The sequence below is a fragment of the Bacillus sp. AFS037270 genome (assembly GCF_002585305.1).
Window position 1 is genome coordinate 28,673 of record NZ_NUNF01000041.1, and the last position, 26,847, is coordinate 55,519.

At 38.0% G+C, this 26,847-nt stretch carries 20 protein-coding genes; 13 read left to right on the top strand and 7 right to left on the bottom strand.

The window, feature by feature from the left end:
- Nucleotides 1-35: 35 nt before the first annotated feature.
- The 3 genes from COD92_RS20075 (at nucleotide 36) to rlmD (ending at nucleotide 3,678) form a co-directional block, all read left to right on the top strand.
- A complete protein-coding gene (locus COD92_RS20075) occupies nucleotides 36-1,139 on the top strand; it encodes a DegT/DnrJ/EryC1/StrS family aminotransferase (protein ID WP_098527467.1) in 1,104 nt (367 codons plus the stop codon).
- On the top strand, nucleotides 1,136-2,101 hold the full coding sequence (locus COD92_RS20080; RefSeq protein WP_098527466.1) for a Gfo/Idh/MocA family protein: 966 nt from the start codon (nucleotides 1,136-1,138) through the stop codon (nucleotides 2,099-2,101). The genes COD92_RS20075 and COD92_RS20080 overlap by 4 nt, the downstream gene beginning before the upstream one ends.
- Nucleotides 2,102-2,289: 188 nt before the next feature.
- Complete coding sequence (gene rlmD, locus COD92_RS20085) at nucleotides 2,290-3,678, top strand: 23S rRNA (uracil(1939)-C(5))-methyltransferase RlmD (RefSeq protein ID WP_098996496.1); 1,389 nt, start codon at nucleotides 2,290-2,292, stop codon at nucleotides 3,676-3,678.
- Nucleotides 3,679-4,103: 425 nt separating this feature from the next.
- Here rlmD and COD92_RS20090 read toward each other — a convergent pair whose 3' ends face one another.
- From COD92_RS20090 to COD92_RS20105, 4 genes are all read right to left on the bottom strand, one after another.
- Nucleotides 4,104-5,144: an AbrB family transcriptional regulator gene (locus COD92_RS20090; RefSeq protein ID WP_255286506.1), complete on the bottom strand. Its 1,041-nt coding sequence runs from the start codon at nucleotides 5,142-5,144 to the stop codon at nucleotides 4,104-4,106.
- A gap of 101 nt (nucleotides 5,145-5,245) precedes the next feature.
- Nucleotides 5,246-6,226 carry a VOC family protein gene (locus COD92_RS20095; RefSeq protein ID WP_098527463.1) on the bottom strand — a complete coding sequence of 327 codons (981 nt, stop codon included), beginning with the start codon at nucleotides 6,224-6,226 and terminating at the stop codon, nucleotides 5,246-5,248.
- A gap of 93 nt (nucleotides 6,227-6,319) precedes the next feature.
- Nucleotides 6,320-7,489: an acyl-CoA dehydrogenase family protein gene (locus tag COD92_RS20100; RefSeq protein ID WP_098527462.1), complete on the bottom strand. Its 1,170-nt coding sequence runs from the start codon at nucleotides 7,487-7,489 to the stop codon at nucleotides 6,320-6,322.
- Between the two features lie 24 nt (nucleotides 7,490-7,513).
- On the bottom strand, nucleotides 7,514-8,410 hold the full coding sequence (locus tag COD92_RS20105) for an alpha/beta fold hydrolase (RefSeq protein ID WP_098527461.1): 897 nt from the start codon (nucleotides 8,408-8,410) through the stop codon (nucleotides 7,514-7,516).
- Nucleotides 8,411-8,583: 173 nt separating this feature from the next.
- On the opposite strand from COD92_RS20105, the gene COD92_RS20110 reads away from it, so the two are divergent.
- Complete coding sequence (locus COD92_RS20110; RefSeq protein WP_098527460.1) at nucleotides 8,584-10,389, top strand: V4R domain-containing protein; 1,806 nt, start codon at nucleotides 8,584-8,586, stop codon at nucleotides 10,387-10,389.
- A gap of 184 nt (nucleotides 10,390-10,573) precedes the next feature.
- Here the strand turns inward: COD92_RS20110 and COD92_RS20115 are convergent, their stop codons facing one another.
- Nucleotides 10,574-11,869, bottom strand: coding sequence for an MFS transporter (locus COD92_RS20115; RefSeq protein ID WP_098527459.1), 1,296 nt, complete (start codon nucleotides 11,867-11,869; stop codon nucleotides 10,574-10,576).
- A gap of 542 nt (nucleotides 11,870-12,411) precedes the next feature.
- Here COD92_RS20115 and COD92_RS20120 point away from each other — a divergent pair.
- The 5 genes from COD92_RS20120 to COD92_RS20140 all read left to right on the top strand — a co-directional run bounded on the left by COD92_RS20120 (nucleotide 12,412) and on the right by COD92_RS20140 (nucleotide 16,972).
- Nucleotides 12,412-12,885 (top strand): flavin reductase family protein, encoded by a 474-nt coding sequence (locus tag COD92_RS20120; protein WP_098527458.1) that lies wholly within the window; start codon nucleotides 12,412-12,414, stop codon nucleotides 12,883-12,885.
- Nucleotides 12,886-12,899: 14 nt separating this feature from the next.
- Nucleotides 12,900-13,694: a 2-keto-4-pentenoate hydratase gene (locus tag COD92_RS20125; protein ID WP_098527457.1), complete on the top strand. Its 795-nt coding sequence runs from the start codon at nucleotides 12,900-12,902 to the stop codon at nucleotides 13,692-13,694.
- Nucleotides 13,695-13,792: 98 nt separating this feature from the next.
- Complete coding sequence (locus tag COD92_RS20130) at nucleotides 13,793-14,581, top strand: FAD synthetase family protein (RefSeq protein ID WP_098527456.1); 789 nt, start codon at nucleotides 13,793-13,795, stop codon at nucleotides 14,579-14,581.
- A gap of 542 nt (nucleotides 14,582-15,123) precedes the next feature.
- Nucleotides 15,124-16,107 (top strand): tRNA dihydrouridine synthase, encoded by a 984-nt coding sequence (locus COD92_RS20135; protein WP_098527471.1) that lies wholly within the window; start codon nucleotides 15,124-15,126, stop codon nucleotides 16,105-16,107.
- 544 nt (nucleotides 16,108-16,651) lie between these two features.
- Nucleotides 16,652-16,972: a hypothetical protein gene (locus COD92_RS20140; protein WP_255286503.1), complete on the top strand. Its 321-nt coding sequence runs from the start codon at nucleotides 16,652-16,654 to the stop codon at nucleotides 16,970-16,972.
- 516 nt (nucleotides 16,973-17,488) lie between these two features.
- Here COD92_RS20140 and COD92_RS20150 read toward each other — a convergent pair.
- The gene (locus COD92_RS20150) at nucleotides 17,489-18,973 is read right to left on the bottom strand and encodes an amino acid permease (RefSeq protein ID WP_098527454.1); all 1,485 of its coding nucleotides are present in this window, start codon (nucleotides 18,971-18,973) and stop codon (nucleotides 17,489-17,491) included.
- A gap of 207 nt (nucleotides 18,974-19,180) precedes the next feature.
- Nucleotides 19,181-20,695 (bottom strand): histidine ammonia-lyase, encoded by a 1,515-nt coding sequence (hutH, locus tag COD92_RS20155; protein WP_098527453.1) that lies wholly within the window; start codon nucleotides 20,693-20,695, stop codon nucleotides 19,181-19,183.
- 345 nt (nucleotides 20,696-21,040) lie between these two features.
- Between hutH and COD92_RS20160 the strand changes: the two genes are divergently transcribed.
- From COD92_RS20160 to COD92_RS20175, 4 genes are all read left to right on the top strand, one after another.
- Nucleotides 21,041-22,561: a helix-turn-helix domain-containing protein gene (locus COD92_RS20160; protein WP_098527452.1), complete on the top strand. Its 1,521-nt coding sequence runs from the start codon at nucleotides 21,041-21,043 to the stop codon at nucleotides 22,559-22,561.
- A gap of 196 nt (nucleotides 22,562-22,757) precedes the next feature.
- Nucleotides 22,758-24,431 (top strand): urocanate hydratase, encoded by a 1,674-nt coding sequence (gene hutU, locus COD92_RS20165; RefSeq protein WP_098527451.1) that lies wholly within the window; start codon nucleotides 22,758-22,760, stop codon nucleotides 24,429-24,431.
- Nucleotides 24,432-24,452: 21 nt separating this feature from the next.
- On the top strand, nucleotides 24,453-25,748 hold the full coding sequence (gene hutI / locus COD92_RS20170; RefSeq protein ID WP_098527450.1) for an imidazolonepropionase: 1,296 nt from the start codon (nucleotides 24,453-24,455) through the stop codon (nucleotides 25,746-25,748).
- Nucleotides 25,720-26,712: an agmatinase family protein gene (locus COD92_RS20175; RefSeq protein ID WP_255286502.1), complete on the top strand. Its 993-nt coding sequence runs from the start codon at nucleotides 25,720-25,722 to the stop codon at nucleotides 26,710-26,712. Before hutI ends, COD92_RS20175 begins: the two co-directional genes overlap by 29 nt.
- Nucleotides 26,713-26,847: the final 135 nt, after the last annotated feature.

Sequence of the window (26,847 nt, forward strand, 5' to 3'; positions counted from 1 at the left end):
TAAAAACATTGGTAGATATACAGAGGGGCGAAACCATGATTTCTCTTGTAGATTTAAAGACCGAATATCAAGTTTTGAAGGATGAAATTAACCATGCGATTGAAGAAGTATTGGAAAGCGGTAGTTTTATTTTAGGAAAGAAAGGTAAAAAACTAGAACAAAGTATTTCGAAGTATATAGGAGTGGCTCATGGCTTAGGAGTTGCAAATGGCACTGATGCACTTTTATTATGTCTGGAAGCATTAGGCATTGGAGCTGGGGATGAAGTTATTACAACAACATTTACCTTTTTTGCAACTGCTGAAGTCATTGCAAGGGTAGGAGCTACACCAGTACTGGTTGATATTGATCCACTTTCTTATAATATGAACCCTGCTTTGATTGAATCTGCCATTACTGAAAAAACAAAAGCCATAATAGTTGTTCATCTATTTGGCAAGCCAGCCAATATGGATGCAATTATGGAGATTTCACGAAAGTATCATCTTCGAGTGATTGAGGATGCATGTCAATCCATTGGGGCCTCATTTCAAGGGAAAAAAGTTGGTTCATATGGAGATATGGGATGTTTCTCTTTTTTTCCCTCCAAGAATTTAGGAGCATATGGTGATGGGGGGATGATTGTAACGAATGAAAGTGATTTGTTTGAAAAAATAAAATTATTGAGAAACCATGGCAGTTCGGAACGTTATATTCATACACATATTGGTTTAAATAGTCGTCTAGATGAAATTCAAGCTGCTGTCCTAGATGTTAAATTCAAACGGTTAGACGAGTGGAATAATAGGCGTAGAGAATTAGCAAAGAGATATTCTGAGAAATTGACAGGAGCGGTAAGTGTTCCAATTGTTGGAGAAGAAGCAGAACACGTTTTTCATCAATATTCTATTGAGAGTCCCCGACGTGATGAATTGGCCCAATTTCTTAACGGAAGACATATTGCCTCAAGCGTATATTATCCCGTCCCGCTACATCTTCAACAAGCTTTTCAATATCTTGGGTATAAGACTGGTGACTTACCGGTTTCGGAGCGGTGCTCAAAAAGAATACTAGCACTGCCAATGAATCCAATGATGACTGAAAAACAACAAGACCAAGTCATTATGGCGATAAATGAATTCTTCGGTGAAAAGTTATGACCCCTATTAAAATAGGGGTTGTCGGTGTGGGCAGTATGGGATTTAATCATTGTAAGATCTTGCATATGTTGAAAAATGCAGATTTTAAAGGGGTATATGATAAAGACTTGAAAAGAAGTAAAGAGGTAGCAAAGACGTTTGCAGTTCAAGTTTTTTCATCTTATAATGAACTCCTTGATGCTGTAGATGCAGTTATTATTGCGGTCCAGACGTCTTACCATTTTTCTTTAACATTACAGGCAATTCAAAGAGGTAAACATGTCTTGGTTGAAAAGCCTTTTGTTTCTTCGCTAAAAGAAGCTGAGCAAATCATAAGATTGGTGGATCAAGGGTCAGTTATCGTTCAGGTTGGTCATGTAGAAAGATTTAATCCAACTTTAAAATATTTATCTAAAGTAATGAATCCTAATAATTTGATTTCCATCGAGGCTAGAAGATTTGGGGTTCCAAACCGAAATATAGAGACAGATGTAATCCTAGATTTAATGATCCATGATATTGATATTATATTAGAACTAGTAAATAGCCCTCTTCTAAATGTTTCCGGGGTTGGCTATTACAATGAAGAAGGTAAACAATTAGAGGCAGCATCGGCTTTACTGTCGTTTAAAAATGGATGCTTTGCCTCTTTGCTCTCTAGTCGTCTTTCCTTAGATAAAAAGAGAGGTTTGTACGTCACAGAAAAAAGTAGGTTCCTTAAAGCAAATCTTTTAACTAAGGAACTTAACATTTATCAAAAAACTAATCTTTCTCCTTTTGACAGCCATTCCTGCCATCTGGAACATATTATTGAAAAGGTTAAGATCCCTTATGAAGAAGCCTTGTACCTGGAAAACCAACATTTTCTTCAGTCTATAGAAGCTCAACAACCCCCTAAGATAGGTGTTCATGAAGCATTTAAAGCGCTTGAAGTTGCATTGGAAATTAAAGAACAGATAGAAGAAGGCAAAAGAAGCAAATAGGTTTTGTTGATCTTATTAACTGAAAACAATAGTCTTTTGAAGTGTATAACCAGGTTTGACTTAATCTTCAGAGATTTTCTAAAAACCAAAGTAAACACTAAAAAAGCCGAATTCAACAGAATTCGGCTTTTCACCATGAATCATGCTATAATACAACTCAAGCTTTTGAAAAATTTGGAGTGAGCAAAATGAAAACCGAACAAGGTATAAAAATACAATTGAAACAAACCTTTCCGTTAACAATCAAAAGGCTCGGAATCAATGGAGAAGGCGTGGGTTATTTTAAAAAGCAGGTCGTCTTTGTTCCCGGTGCCCTGCCTGGAGAAGAGGTAGTCGTTGAGGCAACTAAAATCAATCCTAAATTCGCTGAAGCGAAGATTAAAAAAATCCGTGTTAAATCACCGCATCGTGTTCAGCCGCCATGTCCGTTTTATGAGCAATGCGGCGGATGTCAGCTTCAGCATTTGCAATATGGGCAGCAGTTAAAAGAAAAACGCGATATTATTATTCAATCACTAGAACGGCATACAAAGTTGAAGGTCGACCAACTTGATATCCGCGAAACGATTGGTATGGAAAATCCTTGGGGCTATCGGAATAAAAGCAGCTTCCAGGTAGCGCAGAAAAATGGCAAGGTGTTAGCCGGATTATATGGCATGAACTCTCACCAGCTCATCGATATTGAGCATTGTGCAGTACAGCATGCACAGACCAATGAGGCCGTTACAGCAGTAAAATCCATCCTCCAAGACTTGCAAGTTCCTATTTATAATGAAAAAACAAGAAAAGGTATTATTAGAACAATTGTCGCACGTGTAGGAGTGGAAACTGGAGAGCTTCAGGTTGTCATGATCACCACTCAAAAAGAACTCCCTAAGAAAGAGTCTATAATAGAGGAAATTCAGAGAAGGCTGCCTAAAGTGAAATCCATTGTACAAAACATAAATGGGGGAAAAACCTCGCTTATTTTTGGCGAGGAAACCCTTGCCCTTGCCGGGGAGGAGTTCATTCAGGAAACGTTAGGAGATTTACAATTTGAGTTATCAGCAAGAACGTTTTTTCAGCTTAATCCGATTCAAACAGTTAAGCTTTATGATGAGGTAAAAAAAGCAGCTGCCCTTACAGGGAAAGAGAAGGTCGTAGATGCTTATTGTGGCGTCGGAACAATCGGTTTATGGCTCGCAGACCAAGCGGCAGAGGTACGCGGTATGGATGTCATCCCGGAATCCATTAATGATGCCAAGAAAAATGCGAAGCGACATGGATTTACTAATACAAAGTATGTACCTGGGAAAACGGAAGAGGTATTGCCAAAATGGGTCAAAAAAGGTTGGAAGCCTGATGTTATCGTTGTTGACCCGCCAAGAACGGGGTTAGACAATCAGCTCCTTCAAACCATTTTGCAGGTGAAACCCGAGAAGCTTATTTATGTGTCTTGCAATCCTTCTACCTTAGCAAAGGACATTCAAACTTTAAGCTCAAAATATGCTGTGAAATATATTCAACCAGTGGACATGTTCCCGCACACGGCACATGTGGAGTGTATCTCGCAACTCATTTTAAAGAAAGGCAACTAACCCTTGTGGTTGTTGCCTATTCCTGTTTATCGAAAGGATTTAAAAAGTTGTAATGTATACGTAGATCCATCAATGCTACAAGCGTATTAGGTAATAATATTTAATAAAAGTTTCAAGAATACAGGTATCGCAATTTATTAGGAATAATTAATTTCATTGATTGAACGAAGAAAAGTAAGAATTACTAACTCAGTAAGTGAATTTCAAGATTACAGATGGTTGTTCATTTTAATTATTTTAAGTCCCTTCATTTGATACAAAAAACACTGAATTCCTACTATTATATATAGCTAACTTTCACCCTATTAATATTAATCAAAAAAACCCCCCCACTGACTTAAATTCAATCATCAGAGCGTTTTCGCCATAGTTACAGATTCTCAATAAAAAATTTCCAAAATACGCTTTTATATATTAATACTTTCCTATACTGCTTGCTTGATGGTAGACAATCTTTTTTTTTCTCGCCAACGGTAAAACATTTTCATCAAAGGCATAATTAAAATAAAGATGAACAGTAGCCTGAACGTTTGGAACATCGAAACAAGCGAGACTTCGGCTTTAACTGCATCAGCTAATAATACCATTTGATCTAAGCCACCTGGGGCTGTGCTTAGAAAACTTGTAGCGAATGTTGTGTCCAATACAAACGACATTAGGAAGCTTGAGCCGAATGTTAGGGCGATCAGTGCGAATGCGCTGAAAATGCCGCCTACAAGTACACGTACTGGAAGCTTAATCATATGTGGCTTGAGCATTAAGCCAATATGGGCGCCGATTAGTAACTGTGCGACGTCCATGAATATGCCAGGTACTTGTGGCATTGCGATTGGTGTTGTGAGTTGCAACGTAATTAACAAAATAATGGGTGTAATGAAAAATGCGACAGGCAAATGGATGAGTTTCATAAAATGTGAGCATACCCATGCGAGTGCAATTAATAATACTAAACTAATGGTTAGCTTCGCGTCAGTTGGCTGCTTACTTATTACTTGTCCAGCGACGATAAACGGTACGAATACAACGACTAGTAACAGCCGAATTACTTGAAAATAAGAAATAACGCCAATTTCTTCAACTTTTTCTTCTTCAGCAAATACGACGATTTGACCTAAACCGCCTGGGATAGCACCTAGTACAGCAGCTTTCATCGGGATTTTTGCCCATATACTCGTTAAGTAAGCGATGCCGATTGAGCCACCGATTAAAATAACGTTTAGGGTTATCATGTAAAATAAAATTGAGCCCATCATGCCGAATAAATCGATGTTAAATTGTACACCTATTACGGTACCGACCATGACGACACCTAAATCACGCATTTGGCCGGACCATTTGAGCGGTCCTTTATAAACAAATTGGGCTAACATGATGACAACAATTGGGCCGAGCATCCATGGAATAGGGATGTGCAGCAGGCTAAAAATATAACCACCAATTAAAGATAAAACTAACACCTTTAACATTGCCTTCAACAGTAACACCCCTTCCTATATAATATTCCTAACTACATTTATTACTTAAGAAACCACCAGCGTTCACATCATGAATACTGGTGGTTTAGTTATTATGATCTCGCTAATTCTTTTACTTGTTCTTCACGATCTACGTCATCGCGGCGACGATCACCCCAGTATGCGGAACCATTTTTCAAATATTCTTCATAAGTCCATTTCACTGGCTCCCAGTCTGGCTCGAAGATTAAGTAGCCGTTTGTAAAGATTTCAAGACGTAAGCCGCTTCCTGGGTCTTTTACGTAAATGTACATTGCTTGAGAAATACCATGTTTACCAGGACCAACGAATTGTACATCTGCCTCGCATAAAATGTCAGCAGCACGTAGTAAGTCTTGTGCGTTGTCTAACCAGTAAGCGATATGGTGCATTTCGTTTGGTTCTTTTGAACGTGATGTAGACATGATTGCTACGTCATGTACCAAGTTTGTTACTGATAACCAGCTTGCTACTTGTACATCGTCTGGATTTACAAAATATTCGCGTAGCTTGAAGCCTAATGCTTCTTGTAAATATTTTACTATCTCAGCGTTGTCGTGAGAAGTTTGTAAGTTTACATGATCGATACGGCGTGGGGATACACCTTTCGCCCAAGATTTATAAGTTTGGTTTTTAAGTACTGATTTACGAGATTCATCAGCAGGTGTTTTTTCCATATCGTAGTAAAGTTCGAAGCGGTGACCACTTGGTAATTCGAAGCAGATTGCTTCACCTTGTGCTACTTCTTCGCCTGCTTCTATCCAACGTACTTCTGTACCAGCATCTTCTAATAATTTTGCGAAAGTTGCTATGTCCTCACGACGTTTTGTACGCCAGCCGATGTGATCGATGTAAGAAGTTTCACCAGCTGTAATTGATAATGTATGGTGTTCGAAGTCGCCCCAAGCTCGTAAGTAGTGTACGCCATCTACAACTTCTGTTTCTTCTAAGCCGATTGTGTCGCGGAAGAACCATAAAGATTTTTCAAGATCCGCTGACACTAAAGCTACGTGTCCTAATTTTGCAATTTCCGGTGCGTAATGAAATTTTTCCATTTATATTCACCTCATAATTAATTGTTTTTTTATATAAGAGGACATGTGAAATACGAATCCACTCTTTATAAATCACATTTTCGAATACTAATATTACCCTTGAATGTTTGTATTAACGCCGAATAGATGTCTACCGTAACCTAAAATGCCGTCTTCATATAAAGAAGTAATGTGTGTTGCGATTGCCATTAAGTCACGAGTGAATAGCTCTACTGGGTGACCTTTTAATAATGCGTGTCCACCTAAAGTAAGTAGTGATTTTACGCCGATTTGTGTACACTTATCGATAATCTTTGCACGGATTGCTTTATATATTGCCCCTTCGTATGGGCCACCTTTATCTGTTTCCATCATTGCGATGTATTCATTTAATAAACTTTTAGCAGAAAGCATTTCAAGCTTTAACTCCGAAAGCACGCGTTGGCTCGTAGGAGAATCTTTTTCGTTTATGCCAGAGAAGCGTACGCGACCTGCTGTATGCTTTTCGAATTCGTCAAGTACACGCTCTGCACCACCAACAGCCATCGCTGCGAACCCTACATAGAAGCCAGGGTAGAATGGTGTATTGTAGTATAAGTAGTCTTGATCGAACTCTTCATACGGTGGTTGGCTCTTTTCGATCATTTTGCTAAAGCGTAAAATTGCATCAGGCTTAACGAAAACTTTATCGACGATTAATGTATTACTACCTGATCCACGAAGGCCAAGAGAATCCCAAGTTTTCACTACTTCTAAGTCAGAAACTTTTAATAAAATACCTACACGCTCAGGTTCGTCGTTGTCTTCGAATTTCATAATTGCGCCAACGCCAACCCAATCGCAGTAATTGATACCGCTTACAAAGTTGTACTTGCCTGAAACGATATAGCCGTCTTCAACTGGTTCTACTTTGCCGATTGGTGCAAATACGTCAGCTACGAAGCCGCCTTGGTTAATGACTTTATCGCGAATGTGCCTTGGATAGTAGCATACCCAAGAGTTGTGCACTGAGAAGAAGTATGTTAACCATGAAGCAGATAAGTTGTGGTAACCAACTGTACTTACCATATCAACGAACGTGCGCCAATCAAGTTGTGGATAGCCAAACTCTTTTGGTAAAATTAAACGATGAATTCCCTCCTCGCGGATAATATCCGCGATGCGTGGAGAAATTGTCGAGTTTAGATCTGCTTCGATTGCTTCTAACTCTGCAGCTTCACCGATACGCTTTGCTTTTTGCATAATTTCTTCATAAGTCGCTTTATTTTCAACTACTGTTACCATTTGATCATTCCTTTCAGAAATCGTTTATTGTGCTGTAACTGCTTGATCTTTTTCCAATGCTAAAAAATCAATGACAAGTTTGTTCACAAGTTCTGGTTGGTCAGTTTGTGCTTGGTGACCGCAGTTTTCGATATATTCGAATTTAATCTTCGGTAATAATTTCTCAAGCTTATAACCTGTCTCAACTGGTGCAACAGAATCTTGGTTACCCCAAATGAATAAGCTAGGGATTTTTAATTTTGGTAATGCATCTTTAATGCAGTAACGATCCCAAAGCTTTGGTTCTTCATTCATTCTTGCTAAGTAAGCATCGAACGCTAGATTTGATTCTCTTACACCTGGGCGAGTTGCTGCTTGATGACGTAGTTGAATTAGTTCTTCAGGAATGACTGTGTCTTCACTTGAATTGCGATACATAAATTTACGTAACGATTCTTCTGTATAGTCGTAACCAATCACTTCTAAGAATGAACGTAGCTTTCTTTCGGGTACTTCTTGCATCGCTTGATAAATTGTATTACTGCCGATGTAAACAACCTTATTTACTTTTTCAGGGTGGTCAATTGCATATTTAGCTGCAACGTATGCACCTTGTGAGTTGCCGACAAGTGAAACTTCATCTAGGCATAATGCTTTAATAAAATCATGTACATGGTCCACTAAGCTTTGATGACCATTTACTGGCCATGCGTGAGGGCGTGCATCTGTGAAGCCCATTGATAGTTGATCTACTGCGTATGCGCGGAAGCCAGCTTTTGCTAATGCAGGTAACATAAAACGCCAACCCGCTGCGCCGCAAGCTCCAGGTCCTGCCCCATGTAGTAAAATTACTGCTGGTCCTTCTGTTCCGGCCCAGGAATAATGTGTACGTACCCCGTTTGCTAATACGTAACTATTATGAAATCCTTCAAAAATTGTCATCGTTTTACCCCCTTGTATTGGTTGTTATTTTCTGTTTTGAGTATAACTGTTAAAAATTTTAAACGTCATAGCAATTTTTATTGAATGAATAGTAATAATCTTTAAAATTTATTGAAAAATGAATTTCGTTTTTGTAATATGGGAAATAGAAAATCAAGGGGGATGTGATTTTAATGAGTGAAATTGCATTTGATTCTAGCGAAACGAAAAATATTTTAATGTCGGCAAATGCCTTCCACACATTAAAAAACAATTTATTTAACAACATTGGCTCTCATAAAACCAAAGGCTTTTTATTCCGATTTGGTAAAGAGTTTGGGATGGAATCAGCAAAAAATAAGCTCCAAAATAAAAACTCGATGAATCCTGTCGGTAAAAGACATTCGCGCTTAGGTCACGTAAAAGATGTTATTTTCATGGGGGAAATTGTGCGCCATCCGGACGGCACGATTGAATGTATCGATACGTGGGGACAATGGGTAGAATCATTCGAAGCAGCATTACACCTTAAAAATTACGGTTTAGCAAATGAATGTGTTTGTCATATGTTATGCGGCTTTGCGAGTGGTGCATTGACATATGAGTTTGGCGAGTCAATTATTGCCGTTGAGTACAAGTGCGTCGCAAAAGGTGATCCATGCTGTGAGTTTAAAGTGCGTTTGGAGCGCGATTGGCTCAAAGAGAAAGAGGAGCTTATTCACCTTTATCAAAACGACAACATCCTATCCGAGCTTGAAATGACATATGATGCACTTTTACATCATAAGCAAATGCTCGAAAAAATTTCGATATTTCATGGTCAACTCACGCAAAAAGTAACAGATAAGCATTCGATGGATGAAATTGTGCAGGCTGCGTATGAGCTGTTGAACATTCCGATTTTGATTGAGGATATTCACGGCACTCCGTTAAGTCAAATTGGTTTAACGGAAGAACAGCAGTTAGTAATAAAAAAAGATAAGGCGAAATTATCGCATTTTGTCGATAAGCACAACGTTTCGCATTACAAAGGCGATAAATATTGGAAGTTGACGGCACCTGTTCTTATTAATAAAAAAAGTTATGCCACTTGTTCGTTTTTTTACTTTGATGAAAAGCATATGGATGAAAACGATCACTTATTTTTAGAACGTATTTCGACGGTCGTGGCGTTATGTATTTTATACGAGGAGACGCAGTTTGAAGAGCAACAACGTATGCGTAGCTCGCTATTAGAGCGCTTAATTCATAATCGAAATATTAAAGATATCGAAACTTACTATAAATTTTTACCGTTTAAGTTTCAGCCACCGTTTTCTACAGGTATTATTAGTGTGAAAAAGAAAAAGAAAAATCACGAAATTATTGACATTCATGACCAGCTAACAGAGCTGTCTAAGTTGGCAAAAGAGTGGGATTTACCTTGTATTTTTGCAGTACTCGGGGAAGAAATTGCTCTCCTTAACTCGCTAAATAGCGATAAGCAAGGTTGGCAAAAGAAAATCACGAAAATTTTTCAAAAGATGGAGAAGCAAAATAGCAATTATAAATATTCAATAGGGCTTAGCGGAACGTTTAACAACTTTAAAGATTTCGAACGTTCTCTACAAGAGGCGCGTGTCGCACAGCGCTTCCCAAATCAAAAGCTACTAACAGATTACGAAGATTTAGGAATGCTTGGCGATATCGTAAAGAACATGAGTATTGAACAGCTGCATGAAATGGCGAAAAAGACGTTAAAAGACTTATACAATTTCGATGATCCACGTAAAAAAGAATTGTTGCACACGCTTTACGTCTATTTATTAAATAGCCAACGCTTAAAAGAAACGATGGATGAGTTGACGTTATCAATCGGCGGTATCCAATATCGGATAAAGCAAATTGAGGAACAGCTGCAAATTTCACTAAAAAACGCATCAACAGCAGCGTATACTTTATTAGTTATTCAGGCGCTAATATTGACGGATAGCTTAAACTTTGAGGAATTTGCACGATAAAAACAAAATATATTTAACTGAAATACTTAAATGTTTTATTAATTGTTTGAAGCGTACGCCGAAATGACAACGGTTTCTTAGTAAATATCATTATTAAACAAAAAAGACTGTGGACAAACTCCCTTTTTTGAGTTTGTCTACAGTCGGATACATTTTTTCTTATGGGATAAACCCATGTTGAATTTTATTGCTCAACAACAACGTCTAAGTTCCTTTGCTCTTTTTCAGCAGCACGACTTGCATCTTCTTTTTCTGTTACTGTAATTTTGAATTTACGCGTAGCTAATAACACTATTGCAGATACAACGTATAAACTAACGATAACTAACACCCCTGAGTTGAAGCCTGAGCGAACGTCATCACCTGCAAGTGTAATTAAGTAACCAGTAATCCATGGACCGATTATACCAGCCATACTTGCAATAGACAATGAAATACCTGTTACACTACCTACTAAGTTTTTCGGAATGATCAACGTTTTAATCGTGGTATTTAACGGTAATAAGCTTGTGTTCATAACTAAGCCCAACCCTAAGAAAATACATGCTAAAACTGGTGAAGATACAATTGTTGTCATTGCGTAAGAGGCCGCACCAACAAGTAATACTGTAACTAACACACGGTCATAAGATTTGATAAGGCTTTTATTTTTCTTGAATAAGACGTCTGTAAATTTACCTGCACAAATTGCGAATACTGTACCAGTAATACCCATTCCAGCGAATATTAAGCTCATACTTTGTGGCTCAAGACCAACGATTTTTGTTAAGTAAGTTGGTGCCCATGTAAGAACCCAAGTTGTAATCCACATTGATACGAAACCTACAAGGAAAATTGATAATACATACGGGTTGATGAGTACTTTTAAAATATACTTGAACGGTACTTCCTTGTTAGAAGCTAAAGATTTTACGTCTTCGACCAGGGGTTGCTTTGGCTCTTCTCTCATAAAGAAGAAGAAGAGTGCCCATGCAAAGCTTACTAACCCTAACAACGCGAAAGTATGTTGCCAACCTAAGTTTGTAATACCCATAACTAAAAGTGGTGCAGCTAAATATGTACCAACTGTTGTACCAGAAGTCATAATAGCTGTAGCGACACCACGTTGTGCACTAGTGAACCATCGTGCAAGGTGTACTAAGCACAAACCGAGCGTACCACCCTCGAAGAAACCTAAGACAACACGCAGTAAGATTAAGTGTGTTAACGTTTCTACAAAATAAGCGCTTGCTAATGAAATTGTCCATCCAATAGCAATCATCATTAATAAATATTTTGAGTTGAAGCGATACGTTAATGTACCTAAAATAATACTTCCGACAGCGTATGCAGCGAAGAAGCTGCTTCCCACTAAACCAAACTGATCGTAAGATAAATTTAGTTCAGACATGATTGGTTCTGCGGCTAATCCTAAAACTGATTTATCCGTATAGTTTAAAACAGATAGCAAGAATAGAAATCCTAATACAACCCAACGCATGTAAAATCCCCCTTGTATTACCGTATTTTCCTATCCACATCATTTCGTAATTAAATTGTTAGATTTTTCCGAAAATTTTTAAGGTAATTACGCGTCACAGTTTCCCCTTTAAGGCAATGTTAGCGTTTTCAATAAATTATTAGGATCATTTCGCACCTCCTTTTGTTTTGCAAGAACCGCATACTTTTACTTTCTTTAAAAAAATAATAGTGTCTAATCGGAAAATTCGGAGTACGAATATTCCATGAAAAGAATTCTATTTGAAAAAAAAGCGATTGACAAGAAAAAAAAGATTGATATTAATTTGTGTTTGACAAAGAACAAAAAAGAAAAAATAAAATTCCAATTCCAAAAAGTGAAATTTTTGTCATTATGGTATATTGATAAATCTGATTTTTTCTAAAAAATTTTTTAAAAAAAATTCTAATATGGTTTCGTGTAAAATTATTGTTTTCATCTTAATTTTCAATAAAAAATACCATGATAATTATAAATAGACTCAATTATGATTAAATCATTCGATTAAGAATGGAGGAATTGGGATGGATGATCGTTTATTTAGAGATGCAATGGGAAAGTTTGCTACAGGTGTGACAGTTCTTTTAACTGAAGACGAGGGAGAAACACATGGAATGACAGCAAACGGTTTCATGTCAGTATCATTGGATCCGAAGCTTGTCTTAATTTCTATTGGACATAGAGCGAAATTTTTAGAGAAAGTTTCACAATCTAAAAAATATACAGTAAATATTTTAGCGGAAGATCAAGAGCATTATTCACGTCATTTCGCTGGGAAACCTGGTGAAGCAGTAGAATTTGAAACGTTAGCTGAGCTACCAGTATTAAAAGGGGCTATCACTCAAATTGCATGTGAAGTCGTATCAGAACATGTAGAAGGTGACCATACATTATTCATTGGTAAAGTAATAGATTTACGTCTTGAGGATAAAGATCCGTTATTGTTCTTCAGTGGTAAATATCGTCAATTGTCTGAGGTAGAAACAGTTAAGTCATAAAAGGAGAATTGTCTATGAATATTCAAATAATAGCTGAAGCATTGCTTGAGGCAGAACGTACGAAACAACCAATTGCACCATTAACCGAAACCTATGAAAATATTACAGTTGCTGATGCTTATGCAGTGCAATTAGAGCAAATTCGTCAAAAGATTGACACAGGGGCGACAGTAAAAGGGCTAAAAATTGGGTTAACAAGTAAAGCGATGCAAGAAATGTTGAATGTATATACACCAGACTACGGCTTTATTTTAGATACTATGGTATATGACGAGGCAGATGGTTTAGTTGCTGAGTCCTTTATTCAATCAAAGGTAGAGTTTGAAATCGCATTTGTTTTCAATAGAGAGTTAAAAGGGCCAAAAGTGACGGTGCAAGATGTAATCGATGCAACGGCCTATGTTGTACCAGCAGTAGAAGTAATCGATAGCCGTATCGCGAATTGGAAAATAAAATTTGAGGATACAGTGGCAGACAATGGTTCTTCAGCAGGTGCGATTTTAGGTGAAAAGCGTACACAACTTAAAGATATTGAAGACATTACAAATATTCCAATGATTGTGAAGAAAAATGGTGAATTTTTAGACGAAGCAATGAGTTCGGCAGTGTTAGGTAACCCACTCAATGCGGTTGTTTGGTTAGCAAATGAAGTGAGCGCATATGGCATTTCTATCAAGCCAGGCATGTTTGTTTTATCAGGAGCACTATCAAAAGCTGTTACCTTTGAAACAGGCGATGAATTCGAAGCTGACTTCGGTATGCTCGGGAAAGTAAACGCTAACATTTTGAAAGAAGTAGTGAACAAATGAAAAAAACTTAAAGAATGATGGCTGTTTGTGGACAAGAAGGTTTAATTTATGGAGTAACACAAAATTTAGCAAGATAAAGGAAAAAGGAGAGAATCGCAATGAAGGTAATCTATGTGAATGCTAATAACTTACAAGAGATTAGACAATCATCTCCTAATGTAGCAATGGCGCTTGGTTATTTTGATGGTGTGCATTTAGGACATCAAAAGGTAATTCAAACAGCTAAAGAAAAAGCAAAGGCACAAAATTTATCACTAGCGGTTCTCTCTTTTTTCCCGCATCCAAAAAGTGTGTTATTTTCAGACATAGAAATCTCATATCTAGAGCCACTAGAACAAAAAGTTGAAAAGTTAGAAAGGCTTGAAGTGGATATTTTTTATATCGTAGAATTTACAAAGGAATTAGCTAAAGTAGAAGCGAACGATTTTTTAGATGATTATATTATAGGTTTGAATGCTAAGGAAATTATTTGCGGTTTCGACTACACATATGGAGCAAAAGCAAGTGGTACTGTTAAAACACTGGCAGTTTATGCGGTTACAACGCAAGTAGGTCTAACTGTTGTCGATGAGCTAAAATGGAATAATCAAAAAATTAGTTCGACTTTGATTCGGAAACACTTATCAGAACGAAAGCTTAGTGAATTACCCAATTTATTGGGGGGCTTTTATAAAACTAAGTATTGTCAAAAGAATGGTATACTACCGAATTATTCATTACCGAATTTAGGTAGTTATAAAGTATTGATTGAAGATCGACATTCTTTTATTGAGTGTGTTGCGACTGTAAAGTCTAAAAAATATATTCAGATTCATCATGAAATGTCCACACTACCGAATTTATTAACGATACAATGGGTTGATCGATTCGAAACAATACCAAGCTGATTATTTAGCATGTGATTTTACGTTGATAGTAGTTCATTTACCAATCATTATCTCTCTTTTAATTACATAATTTTTGGCAGAACCATTACTAAAATTGTTCTGCCTTTTCGTGTTTCTTGTAATGGATAAACAAAGCATTTTTAATATGGACAGTACTATCGTGAAATTTATCAAGATGCATTTACAGAATTAAATCAATCCTTAACTAAAAATGGAGTAACTGTAAAACTCACCAGTGCTTATTTTGATGGCAATGTGGTATCAATTACAGGATTTGTATATGAAGATGTTGAAAAAGGGCAAGTAAGCTTTGATATGAACTTCGAACACTATAAAGGGGATCATGACCCTTGGCTACGTGGAAGGTCAAATAACATTAAGAAAGTGGAGAATGAATAAGCCTGCCAGCATCTCGTGTCCGACGTTTGATAAAAAGTGCTTAAGCATGGTATAAGTGTAAAGGAAGCAGGGACATTTTGCTTTTTAATTTTGGGATAATGGGTTGCCCTGGTATCCCATAATGAGAGGATTTGAATTTGAACATGATAGATAATTTTTGGCGTGATTTACCACGACCTTTTTTTATACTAGCACCAATGGAAGAGGTGACGGATGTTGTTTTTCGCCATGTAGTGAGTGAAGCAGCCAGACCTGATGTGTTTTTTACAGAGTTTACAAACACGGAGAGTTATTGTCACCCAGAGGGGAAGAAAAGTGTGCGTGGGCGTTTGACTTTTACAGAGGATGAACAACCCATTGTAGCCCATATATGGGGGGACAAGCCTGAATACTTTCGGCAAATGAGTATTGGTATGGCGAAACTTGGGTTTAGGGGTGTGGATATCAATATGGGCTGTCCTGTACCTAATGTGACACAGAATGGGAAGGGGAGTGGCCTTATCCGTCGTCCAGAAGTTGCAGCAGATTTAATACAAGCAGCAAAAGCAGGAGGATTGCCGGTAAGTGTAAAGACAAGGCTTGGTTTCACAGATGTAGACGAATGGCATGACTGGCTAACACACATATTGAAACAAGACATTGTTAATCTTTCCATCCATCTGCGTACAAGAAAGGAAATGAGCAAAGTAGATGCTCATTGGGAACTAATCCCGGAGATTAAGAAACTTCGTGACCAGGTGGCACCAAATACACTCTTGACGATCAATGGGGATATCCCTGACCGTCAAACTGGCTTAAAGCTCGCTCATCAATATGGTATTGATGGAATTATGATTGGGCGTGGTATTTTCAGCAATCCATTTGCCTTTGAAAAGCAGCCGAAAGATCATAGTAGTAAGGAATTGCTTGATCTCTTAAGGTTGCATCTGGATCTCCATGATAAATATTCAAATTTAGAGCTACGTCCGTTCAAGGCCCTTCATCGCTTTTTTAAGATATATGTCCGTGGGTTTCGAGGGGCAAGTGAATTAAGAAATCAATTAATGAGCACAGAGTCAACAGATGAAGTGCGTGCATTGCTCGATAACTTTGGGTCAAAGAATCTTGATGGAATGGGGGAACAGTAAAAGTGTCCCAATTCAAGGTAAAAGCGAAGTAGGACGTTAAACTGGTGTGCCCCCAAAAAGTTAGAGTTTATACTAAGCAGTTAATTGGCTGGTGTGAAGGCGGTATTGAACCGGACTCATTCCCGCCAATTTTTGCTTTATATGTTTGTTAATACAAGTAAAAAACACAGCTAAAATGGCGTATTAAATGAAATAATGCTAAAGGAATCAGGTGATACTGGTTCCGTTAGTTTTTTTGTAAAATCATTAACACCCCAAGTGTTTTGTTGTCAATTACAGTCCACACACGTGGAGTGTTGCGCGCAGATAGTTTTAAAAGAAGCAGGAGCCCATTAAGGTTCCTTCATTATTATGTTACTGGAGATGAGAAACGATATTTAATTATCATTGTCCCATCTTTTTTTCACTTCAACTCGCGCGATTAATCTATCTATAACTTCTGGTGAAAGTTCCTTAAAGCTTAGAAAAACAAACAGCTCCTTTTTTAACTTTGGAAGCCAAAAAAATAAGATCCTTAAAGTTGGTTGAAGGAAGATATCCTAATTTGTACGTTTCAGCAAAAATTGCAGAACTAACTGGTGATAAAACAACGTATATTAAAAATAGAGCTTTTAATAAAGAGCGTTATAAAAAAATGGTTATTTCATTTCTAAAACAGTATAAAGAAACAAGTAGACATGATATTGATGAGCTTCTTTTTGATAAACTCTCAGATACACTAAGAGATGAACAAAAAAAGAAATATATTGGTAACTTATTGTATGAAATGTCTATAGATACTTCAAGTTATAGAAGTAAGAAAAAGACATCGATAAAATCAAAAGTCGATGTCTTTTTTATGGCTTCAAAAGTTATTTTTATTTAAAATGAGCACCTAGAGAAAAAAGAGGAAAAGATTCCTTTCACATTAGATTTATAGATTAGAAGCAAAAATTCCTTCTTTTTTTCTTTTTCAAATCATCAATAAACAAAGGGGTTATCAAAAATGAATCAATCTATTCCATCGAAAAAACTTATTTATTCGGATTTTTGTCGATTAATTATATTCTTTTTTTGGTTAACTACCCATTTTGAGATAACGAATAAAAGTCTATTGATTAAATCCAAATATACCATTTTTGGTTTTTTACCAATCGGCCACCATTCAGAAAATATTAGTTATCGGAGTATTTCATCTGTAAAATCATCTTCTAAAATTCATATATTTAGACTTTTATCGGAACATATTCAATGATTCTTGTTGTTCTTGTTGTTGTTTAGCTATCTCTTTTATGACGGAACTAATTGCCATAATGACACCACTTAAAATGTTATTTTTTTAATTTTTTGTAAAGCTATCCGCTGAACCTTGAAACTTCAAGGTTCAGCAGTAAAAGTAAACTTATTCCCTACTGAAATCAGCCTCTTGTAATGGAACCATTTTTGATTTTTTAACAATTTTATAGCCAAAATATCCAAGCAAAAATAAAGGTAGTCCAATATAAGAAACTAGAATTCCATACCAGTCGATTTTTCCACCGGAAAATGCCCCATAATTCGTTCCTAGCATTGCTATTAAACATAATATGGTCGCCAGAATTGGTCCTAATGGGAACCATTTTGCAATATATGGAAGTGAATGGATGTCTCTGCCTTGAGCAATATATGCTTTTCGGAATCGTAAGTGTGCAACAGAAATACTTAACCAAGATAGATAACCTGATAAACCAGCAGCATTTAATAACCATGAATAAACGGTTCCGTCTCCAAAGAGAGAAGTGAGGAAACAAAGCATTCCTACAAACGTAGTTACAGCCAAAGCACTTACAGGAACGCCCCCATTATTTACTCTTTTTAAGAATGACGGTGCTTTACCTTCTTTTCCGAGAACCCATAGGGTTCGTGAACCAACATATAAAGCTGAGTTCCCTGCTGACAAAACAGAGGTAAGAATGACAGCATTCATAGCAGATGCGGCAAATGCCAGCCCGGCATGTTTAAAAACAAGAGTAAATGGGCTAACGGCAATGTTTGTAAGATCGGAACTTAATAAATTTGGATCTTTATAGCTAATTAAGCATCCGATGATGAATATAGCTAAAACATAGAATAAAAGAATTCGCCAGAAAATTTGCTTAATCGCTTTAGGGATATTTTTTTCAGGGTTTTCACTTTCACCTGCGGCCACCCCAACGTATTCAGTTCCTTGAAAGGCAAAACCGACTACCATAAATACACTGAAAATGGATAAAAGCCCGCCCTTAAATGGTGCTTCTCCTAATTTTAAATTTCCAAATCCACCAGTATGACCACTCATAATTTCAAAAATCATCAGTATTCCTACAACAATAAAAATGATGATGGCGACAACCTTGATAATCGAAAACCAAAATTCAGATTCACCATAACCCTTTACAGATAGTACATTTAGACCAAATATGATCACCAAAAAGGTTGCACTCCAGACAATACTTGGAATAGTAGGCAGCCAGTATTTCATAATCAAGGAAGCAGACGATAATTCAAGTGCCAGAATAACCGCATTGTTATACCAATAATTCCAGCCGACTGCGAACCCTAAGGCTGGGTCAACAAATCTTGATGTATACGTACTGAATGAACCTGAAATTGGTATAAATGCGGCCATTTCCGCGAGGCTGGTCATGATAAAATAAACCATGATCCCCGCAATAAGATAAGCAGCAATCGCACCTCCAGGACCTGCATCATGAATGGTAGTACCGCTTGCCAAAAAAAGCCCTGTTCCAATCGTTCCTCCGATGGCTATCATCGAAAGATGTCTTGTCTTTAATTTCCTTTCTAGGTGTTCATGTTTTTCTCCAGGGTTTGTCTTCTGAGTTTTTTGTTTTAGTGCCGTATTTTGCATAAAACACCTCTTTTTTAGCATTTATTTGATCAATCATTCTGTTTACAACAATTATTAAAATACAAATAGACACAAGTGGGAGTGCTCTTTATAGAACTGTTTACTTGATACTGAGGAGCCCGGGTATAGTTTCATCACTATTCCCGAGGCTGGCTCCTTATGAACTTTAAGAATTATCCAATCTTTCAGAGATTTGTTAAGTAATATTTATTTTATAAAGTCCAATTGCTTGAGGACTTTAAGATCCATTGTTCTTAGTCCTTCAGCAGCTTTTTCAATATCTTTTGAGAATATGCGGTCCTTTTTAATAGAAGGAACCATTTCTCTTCCTTTTTCATAAAGCAGCTTTGTTTGGCACGCCATTTTTTCAACACCGCGGTATTCAACGGCTTGCATCGCACAAATCAACTCAATAGCCAGGACTCTTCTAGTATTCTGAATAATTTGATGTGCATGCCTTGAAGCGATCGTTCCCATGCTCACATGATCTTCTTGATTGGCAGAAGATGGAATTGAATCAACACTTGCAGGATGCGCCAGCGTTTTGTTTTCTGATACTAAAGAAGCGGCAACATATTGCATAATCATAGCACCTGATTGCAGGCCTGGCTCTGGGCTTAAAAATGGCGGTAAATCATTTAATTGTGGATTGACCAACCGTTCAATCCGTCTTTCAGAAATATTTGCCATTTCTGCAACGGCAATCTTCATAAAATCCATTGCAAAAGCAATCGGCTGGCCATGGAAGTTACCGCCAGATATTACTTTTTCACCGTCATCAAAAATTAATGGATTATCTGTTGCTGCGTTCATCTCGATTTCCAGTTTTTCTTTAACATAATCAAGTGCTTGCCATGTAGCACCATGAACTTGCGGGATGCAGCGGAGAGAATAAGCATCCTGTACTCGCAATTCCCCTTGCTGCGATGTCAATGAACTATCGCTTAAATACCCGCGAATACGTGCTGCTGTATCAATTTGCTGTTGATAGCCCCTTGCTATATGAACCTCTTCAGCAAAGGCATCAATAATCCCATTTAATCCTTCAATCGTCATGGAGGAAATTAATTCACTTTGGAACGCAAGTTGTTCCGCCTCAAGATAGCCGACAACTCCCATGGCTGTCATTGCCTGGGTTCCATTAATCAGAGCGAGGCCTTCCTTTGCTTCAAGTATAACCGGGAAAATTCCTTCTTGCTGAAAAGCTTCAAGTGAAGGTAGTCGATTTCCCTTGTAGAATACTTCGCCTTCGCCGATTAGCACTAACGCTAAATGTGAAAGCGGTGCCAAATCTCCGCTTGCACCAAGAGAACCTTGCTGCGGAATGACAGGGATAATATCTTTGTTTACCAAATCTATTAATCTTTCGATAACAAGCGGTCTAATTCCGGAATAGCCTTTTAAAAGGGCATTCGCACGTAACAGAACCATTGCTTTTGCGACAACTTCGGGGAACGGATCACCTACTCCACATGCGTGCGAGCGAATTAAATTAAGCTGAAGATCCTGAACATATTCTTTATTAATGAGAACATCACTAAATTTACCAAACCCTGTGGTAATCCCATAGACGACTCTGGATTCTGAAACGATTTTTTCTACTGCTTCCCGGCTTTTTGCGGCAGCTTTCATACTCTTTTCTGAAGCGCTGATCTTTTGCTTTCCGTATAAAACTTCCTTCATTTGTTCAAGTGTTAAACTTTGCCCTGTCAATGTAATCATTTTTTTCTCTCCTCTATCACTTTAGTAGAATAAAGAAAGAGGCTGGATTCCGATTTTTTTAAAATTGGAGTCCAGCCTCTTTTAAATCATTGATTAAATTTTTTTGTGTTTTTTTACGCAGCCTCTGTTTCATCGGTTTTCCACCCCTTCCTATTGTTAATCCTATTGCTATGAAAATAATTCTATTTTGCAGCATCTATATTTGTCAATATATTTTTCTGAATTTTAGCGCAATATCACTTTAGCACAATAATAAATGAAAGAAACCAAACCTGCCAATTAAATTAATTTTGATTCAGACAATCAATATTTTAGTGTATACTCTCAAATGAGGAGTGATGGAACATGGAAGGAAAATGGCTGATTGCTGACCGAGATTTAAACGAACGAGAAGGATTAAAATGGCTGTTAAAAACATCTTCCATTCCTGTTGCTAACATATTTTTAGCCTCTGATTTTTCGGAGTTTATCATGTTGTTTGAACAAAAAAACCCTGATATTGTCTTAATGGAACTCGATATGATTGCAAAAGAGCAATGGTCAACTTTCCGTGAATTGATTCAGATTTATGGCCCTATCTTGCTGCTGACCAGTGCAGAAGCAACATTTGAAAAAGCCAGATTAGCCATTGACCTGCAGGCATTGGACTTAATGATTAAGCCTTTTTCAACAACCAAGGTTAAAACAGCTTACCAATCGGCAGCAAGGCAATTTGCCAAAAATAATCATGAACATGGAAATTTACACACAAATTCCAATAAAGACATAACATATGAATCTTTATTTATCTCTTCTCATTCAACTAATAACGAGAATTTTAAACTAGCTGCATTTCAATCTGAAAATAAAGATAAGGTTGGAATACTCTATTCCTTTTTAGCTGAATACCCATTTAAAGACTTACACGGTGTTTTCGCTTTAAGTGATCTGGTCATCCTTTTGTTCAAGGAAAAATGCCTTGACTTAAAAGAACAATGCCAAAAAGCAATTAGAAAGTGGGAAGAGGATTTTTCTGAATCACTGGCAATTGTGATCGATACAGGAAAATCCTTAGGTCTGACTCTCCATGAGAAGTATCTCCAAACTAGGAAAATGTTGGAATTCACCTATTATAAAGGGTACCGGCAGGTCTTTGAATTTGACTATTCTTCAGATTGGGCGCATATTGATCCATTTTTAACACCTCCGGAACAAAGGGATTGGATTGACATGCTTTCAAACCTGCAGTTAGATAAAATTAAAAAATGGCTTTATGATGAATTTTTACAGCTTAAAGATTCGTTCCCCGATCCGGGATTAGTTAGGATTCGGCTTACAAGTATCCTTGCTCAAATAAGAAGATTTATGAGAACGAACAATTTGATTGCGGACGAAATTTATGAATGGGAATATCGGTATATTTTCAATTCGATTTTGTATGATGCTGTTCTTTACCGCACAGTCCAAAATCTGATTCTATTTATTCAAAAGATAGTTTCCGGGGCAGAGGCGAATTCCAGAAATTATAAACAGGATCCGATTGAGCGCGGCATATCGTTTATGGAAACAAATTTTGCTCAAGTTGATTTGAAGCTTGATGATGTTGCAAAATATGTGGATAGAAATTCATCCTATTTCAGTCATATGCTGATTTCAAAAACGGGCAAAGGGTATACTGAGATCCTATCGGGGATGAGGATGAAAGAAGCGAAACGGTTATTAACCGAAACAAGCAAGCCTATTAAAGAAATTTCGCTTCTCGTTGGCTACCATAATGCCAACTATTTTAGCAGGAGCTTTAAAGAAATGAACGGAATGTCTCCAAAAGAATTCAGATTAACAAACGCACAGCAAATAAAAGGAGAAATGACTCAGTCACAGGACTGAGTCATTTTTTTGATAAAAAAACTAAAGAAAATGCTAATTTTCTAATAAAATCATCTTTTTTACCATTCTTATTTATAGGATAATCATCATTTTTAAAAAAAATTATCACTTTTCTATTCTCAGGATGATTTATTTAAAAAGACTGACATTTTAGAATTGCAAGTATAGAAAACTTAATTCTAGGAGAGTGAATTTTATGGAAACGAATACAGCTGGAAAGAGACTAATTAAAAATTACAAAGGGTCTGAATTACATGCTAAGGGCTGGATCCAGGAGGCAGCCCTTCGTATGCTGTTAAATAACCTTGATCAAGAAGTTGCCGAAAGACCGGAAGACTTAGTGGTTTACGGTGGGATTGGCAAGGCAGCTCGTAACTGGGAGTCTTTTGATGCAATTGTTAAATCGCTTTTAGAATTAGAAGAAAATGAAACGCTCCTAATTCAATCTGGTAAACCAGTAGCTATTTGGAAATCTCACAAGGACGCACCACGTGTATTACTTGCTAACTCAAACTTAGTTCCTGCATGGGCGAATTGGGAGCATTTCCACGAGCTTGATAAAAAAGGCCTAATGATGTACGGACAAATGACTGCTGGAAGCTGGATTTATATCGGAAGCCAGGGGATTGTCCAGGGGACGTACGAAACATTTGCTGAGCTTGCTCGACAGGAATTTGGCGGATCATTAAAACATACCGTTACATTAACTGCGGGACTGGGCGGAATGGGCGGTGCCCAACCTTTAGCGGTAACCATGAATGATGGTGTATGTATTGCGATTGATGTAGATGAAACAAGAATCGATCGCAGGATTGAAACTCGCTATCTTGATGTAAAAACACATAATTTAGATGAAGCGCTTAAATGGGCCTTTGAGGCAAAAAAAGAAGGAAAAGGATTATCTATTGGTCTATTAGGGAACGCAGCTGAAATTTTACCACTCATGATCGAAAGGGGATTCAACCCTGATGTATTAACAGACCAGACTTCTGCTCACGATCCGTTGAATGGATATGTACCAGCAGGCTATTCTTTGGAGGAAGCTGCAGAATTAAGAAAAGCAGATCCTGTTAGGTACGTACAACTTTCAAAACAAAGCATGGCAGCACATGTAAAAGCGATGTTAACCATGCAACAAAAAGGCGCCGTCACATTTGACTATGGTAACAACATCCGTCAGGTCGCTATGGATGAAGGTGTAGTAAATGCCTTTGATTTCCCTGGCTTCGTTCCAGCGTATATTCGTCCATTGTTCTGTGAAGGGAAAGGTCCATTCCGTTGGGCTGCCTTATCGGGAGACCCTGAAGATATCCGTAAAATTGATGAAGCTTTACTTCGAGAGTTTAAAGATGATGAGCATCTTTGTAAATGGGTAAAAATGGCACAGGAAAGAATCGCGTTCCAAGGACTTCCTGCCCGTATTTGCTGGTTAGGATATGGGGACCGTGCCCGCTTCGGCAAAGTTATTAACGATATGGTTGCTTCAAGAGAGGTTTCCGCGCCAATTGTTATCGGACGTGATCACCTGGATGCAGGCTCTGTTGCCTCACCAAACCGTGAAACCGAAGCAATGAAAGATGGCAGTGATGCAGTTTCCGACTGGCCGATCCTCAATGCAATGATCAATGCTGTCGGCGGCGCCAGCTGGGTTTCTCTTCACCACGGCGGAGGCGTAGGTATGGGTTATTCTCAACACTCCGGTATGGTAATTGTAGCCGATGGCACAAAAGAAGCTGAAATCCGCTTGCAAAGAGTACTAACTACTGACCCGGGAATGGGCGTTGTTCGTCACGCAGATGCAGGTTATGAGTTAGCAATCAAAACCGCAAAAGAAAAAGGCATCAAAATGCCAATGCTGCCACAAGATTAAAATGGAGAGGATGAGAAGCAAATGACTGCACTTTTTATTAGAAATGCTTCTCAGCTCGTTACTTTACAGGGGAACTCTCATGCTCCCCGTGTAAAGGAAGCGATGTCTGAGCTTACCATAATTGAGAATGGAAGTGTTTGGATCGAAAACGGTATGATCCATGCTGTTGGCAAAGATGAAGATCTTGTTGCAAAGTATAAAGGGCGTCTACATGAAGCACAAATAATCGATGCAAGCGGAAAACTCGTGACACCAGGACTTGTCGATCCACATACACATCTCGTTTTTGCGGGTAGCAGGGAAAGTGAGTTTAATATGCGGCTCGAAGGTGCTACCTATATGGAAATCATGAATGGCGGCGGCGGAATCCACGCAACAACTATAGCAACCAAGGCCGCAACTAAAGATGAACTTTTTAATGAAAGCTATGAACGATTAAATCAATTTCTTCTTCATGGTGTGACAACCGTTGAAGCGAAAAGCGGCTACGGGATGGAGTGGGAAACTGAATTGAAGCAGCTTGAGGTAGCGAAGGAACTTAATGAGAGGCATGTCATTGATGTGGTTCCAACCTTTATGGGTGCTCATGCTGTACCTAGAGAATATAAAGAAAATCCCGAGGCGTTCATCGATCTTCTTATTAAAGTAATGATTCCAAAGGTAGCGCAACTCGGCTTGGCGGAATTTAATGATGTTTTCTGTGAACATGGAGTTTTCACACCGGAGCAATCCAAACGAATTCTTGAAGCTGGAAAAATTTACGGCTTGATTCCAAAAATCCATGCCGATGAAATTGAGCCATATCAAGGTGCGGAACTTGCTGCAGAAATTGGCGCCATTTCAGCTGACCACCTCTTAAAAGCTTCTGAACAGGGTATGAAGGCAATGGCTGAAAAAGGTGTTGTCGCCGTACTGCTCCCTGGAACAGCTTATTTCTTAATGGCTGAGTCCGCAAATGGAAGAAAAATGATTGATTTAGGAGTACCAGTGGCACTTTCCACCGATTGTAACCCAGGTTCATCCCCAACAGTATCTCTGCCATTTATAATGAATCTAGGCTGTATGAAGATGAACATGACTCCTGCGGAAGTGATCACGGCGGCAACCATTAATGCAGCACATGCAATCAACCGCGGTAAAGAGATTGGCAGTTTAGAAGTTGGTAAAAAGGGTGACATAACCATTTTTAATGTTGGAAATTATATGAAGCTTCAATATTACTATGGCGTGAATCATACCGATACCGTTGTGAAAAACGGTAAAGTGGTTGTGAGAGGAGGAAAATTAATTGAAGAGCTTTCTATTTCCAAAAATTAATCCTCCCAATTTTACATGGGTAATGCCGGAATCTGGTGTTGTCTCAAAGGTTCATGAATGGATTCAGTCTATAACAAAAGAAAAGGATTCCGAGAAAAGTAAGGCCACTGACTTCGTTGTAGTCGGCGTCCCGCTTTCACGATCATCCATCAGTGCATCAGGTGCATCTGAATTTCCAGACTTTTTCAGACGTGCCTGGAAAGGTTTCTCTACGTATAATCTTGATGAGGATATTGACTTATCTGATAGGACTGCAATTGATGTCGGGGATGTTCCGATGCATGTAACTGACATTAAAAAATGCCATGAAAATATCATCGAGGCATCTGCCGCCCTTCATAACCATTTCCAAACATCAGTGATTTGCGCGATTGGAGGGGACCATTCGATTACGGCAATGATGGTAAAAGGACTTCATCAGGCAAGGCCAAATGAAAAAATTGGTATCGTGCAGTTTGATACACACTTTGATCTAAGGGATATGACAGATAACGGGCCTTCCAATGGTACACCGATGCGAAATTTGATTGAAAGTGGCGTCGTCCGTGGCAGCGATTTGTACAATATCGGTCTTCATGGATTTTTTAATACAAAGGACCTAAAAAAATATGCCGATGAACACGCTGTTAACTATATAACACTTGGCAATGCAAGAAAGAAAGGTATTAAAGAAACTGTTCTCCAAAGTTTAGAAGAGTTAGCTTCAAAAGTTGATACTATCTATTTAACTGTTGATATGGATGTACTTGATATTGCTTATGCTCCAGGGGTGCCGGCCTCAACGCCGGGAGGCATGACAACAACAGAACTGCTGGAAGGAGTACTAGCAGCGGGGTGCCATCCAAAGGTAAATGCAATGGACATCGTCTGTCTGGATCCACTAAAGGATTCTCAAGTACAGCCAACAGTTAAACTTGGTACGCATGTATTTTTAACCTTTCTTACCGGCGTAATGCTGCGGTAAGGATAATTGGAAAGGATGTTTGTTCTTCATCCTTTTTGCGCTTAAGCAAATATAAGTGATTGTTACCAGGGGGGATGGTAATGGAAACTCAACTAGTTGAAAAAGTAGTACAACAAAAGGAATGCAATAGCAATA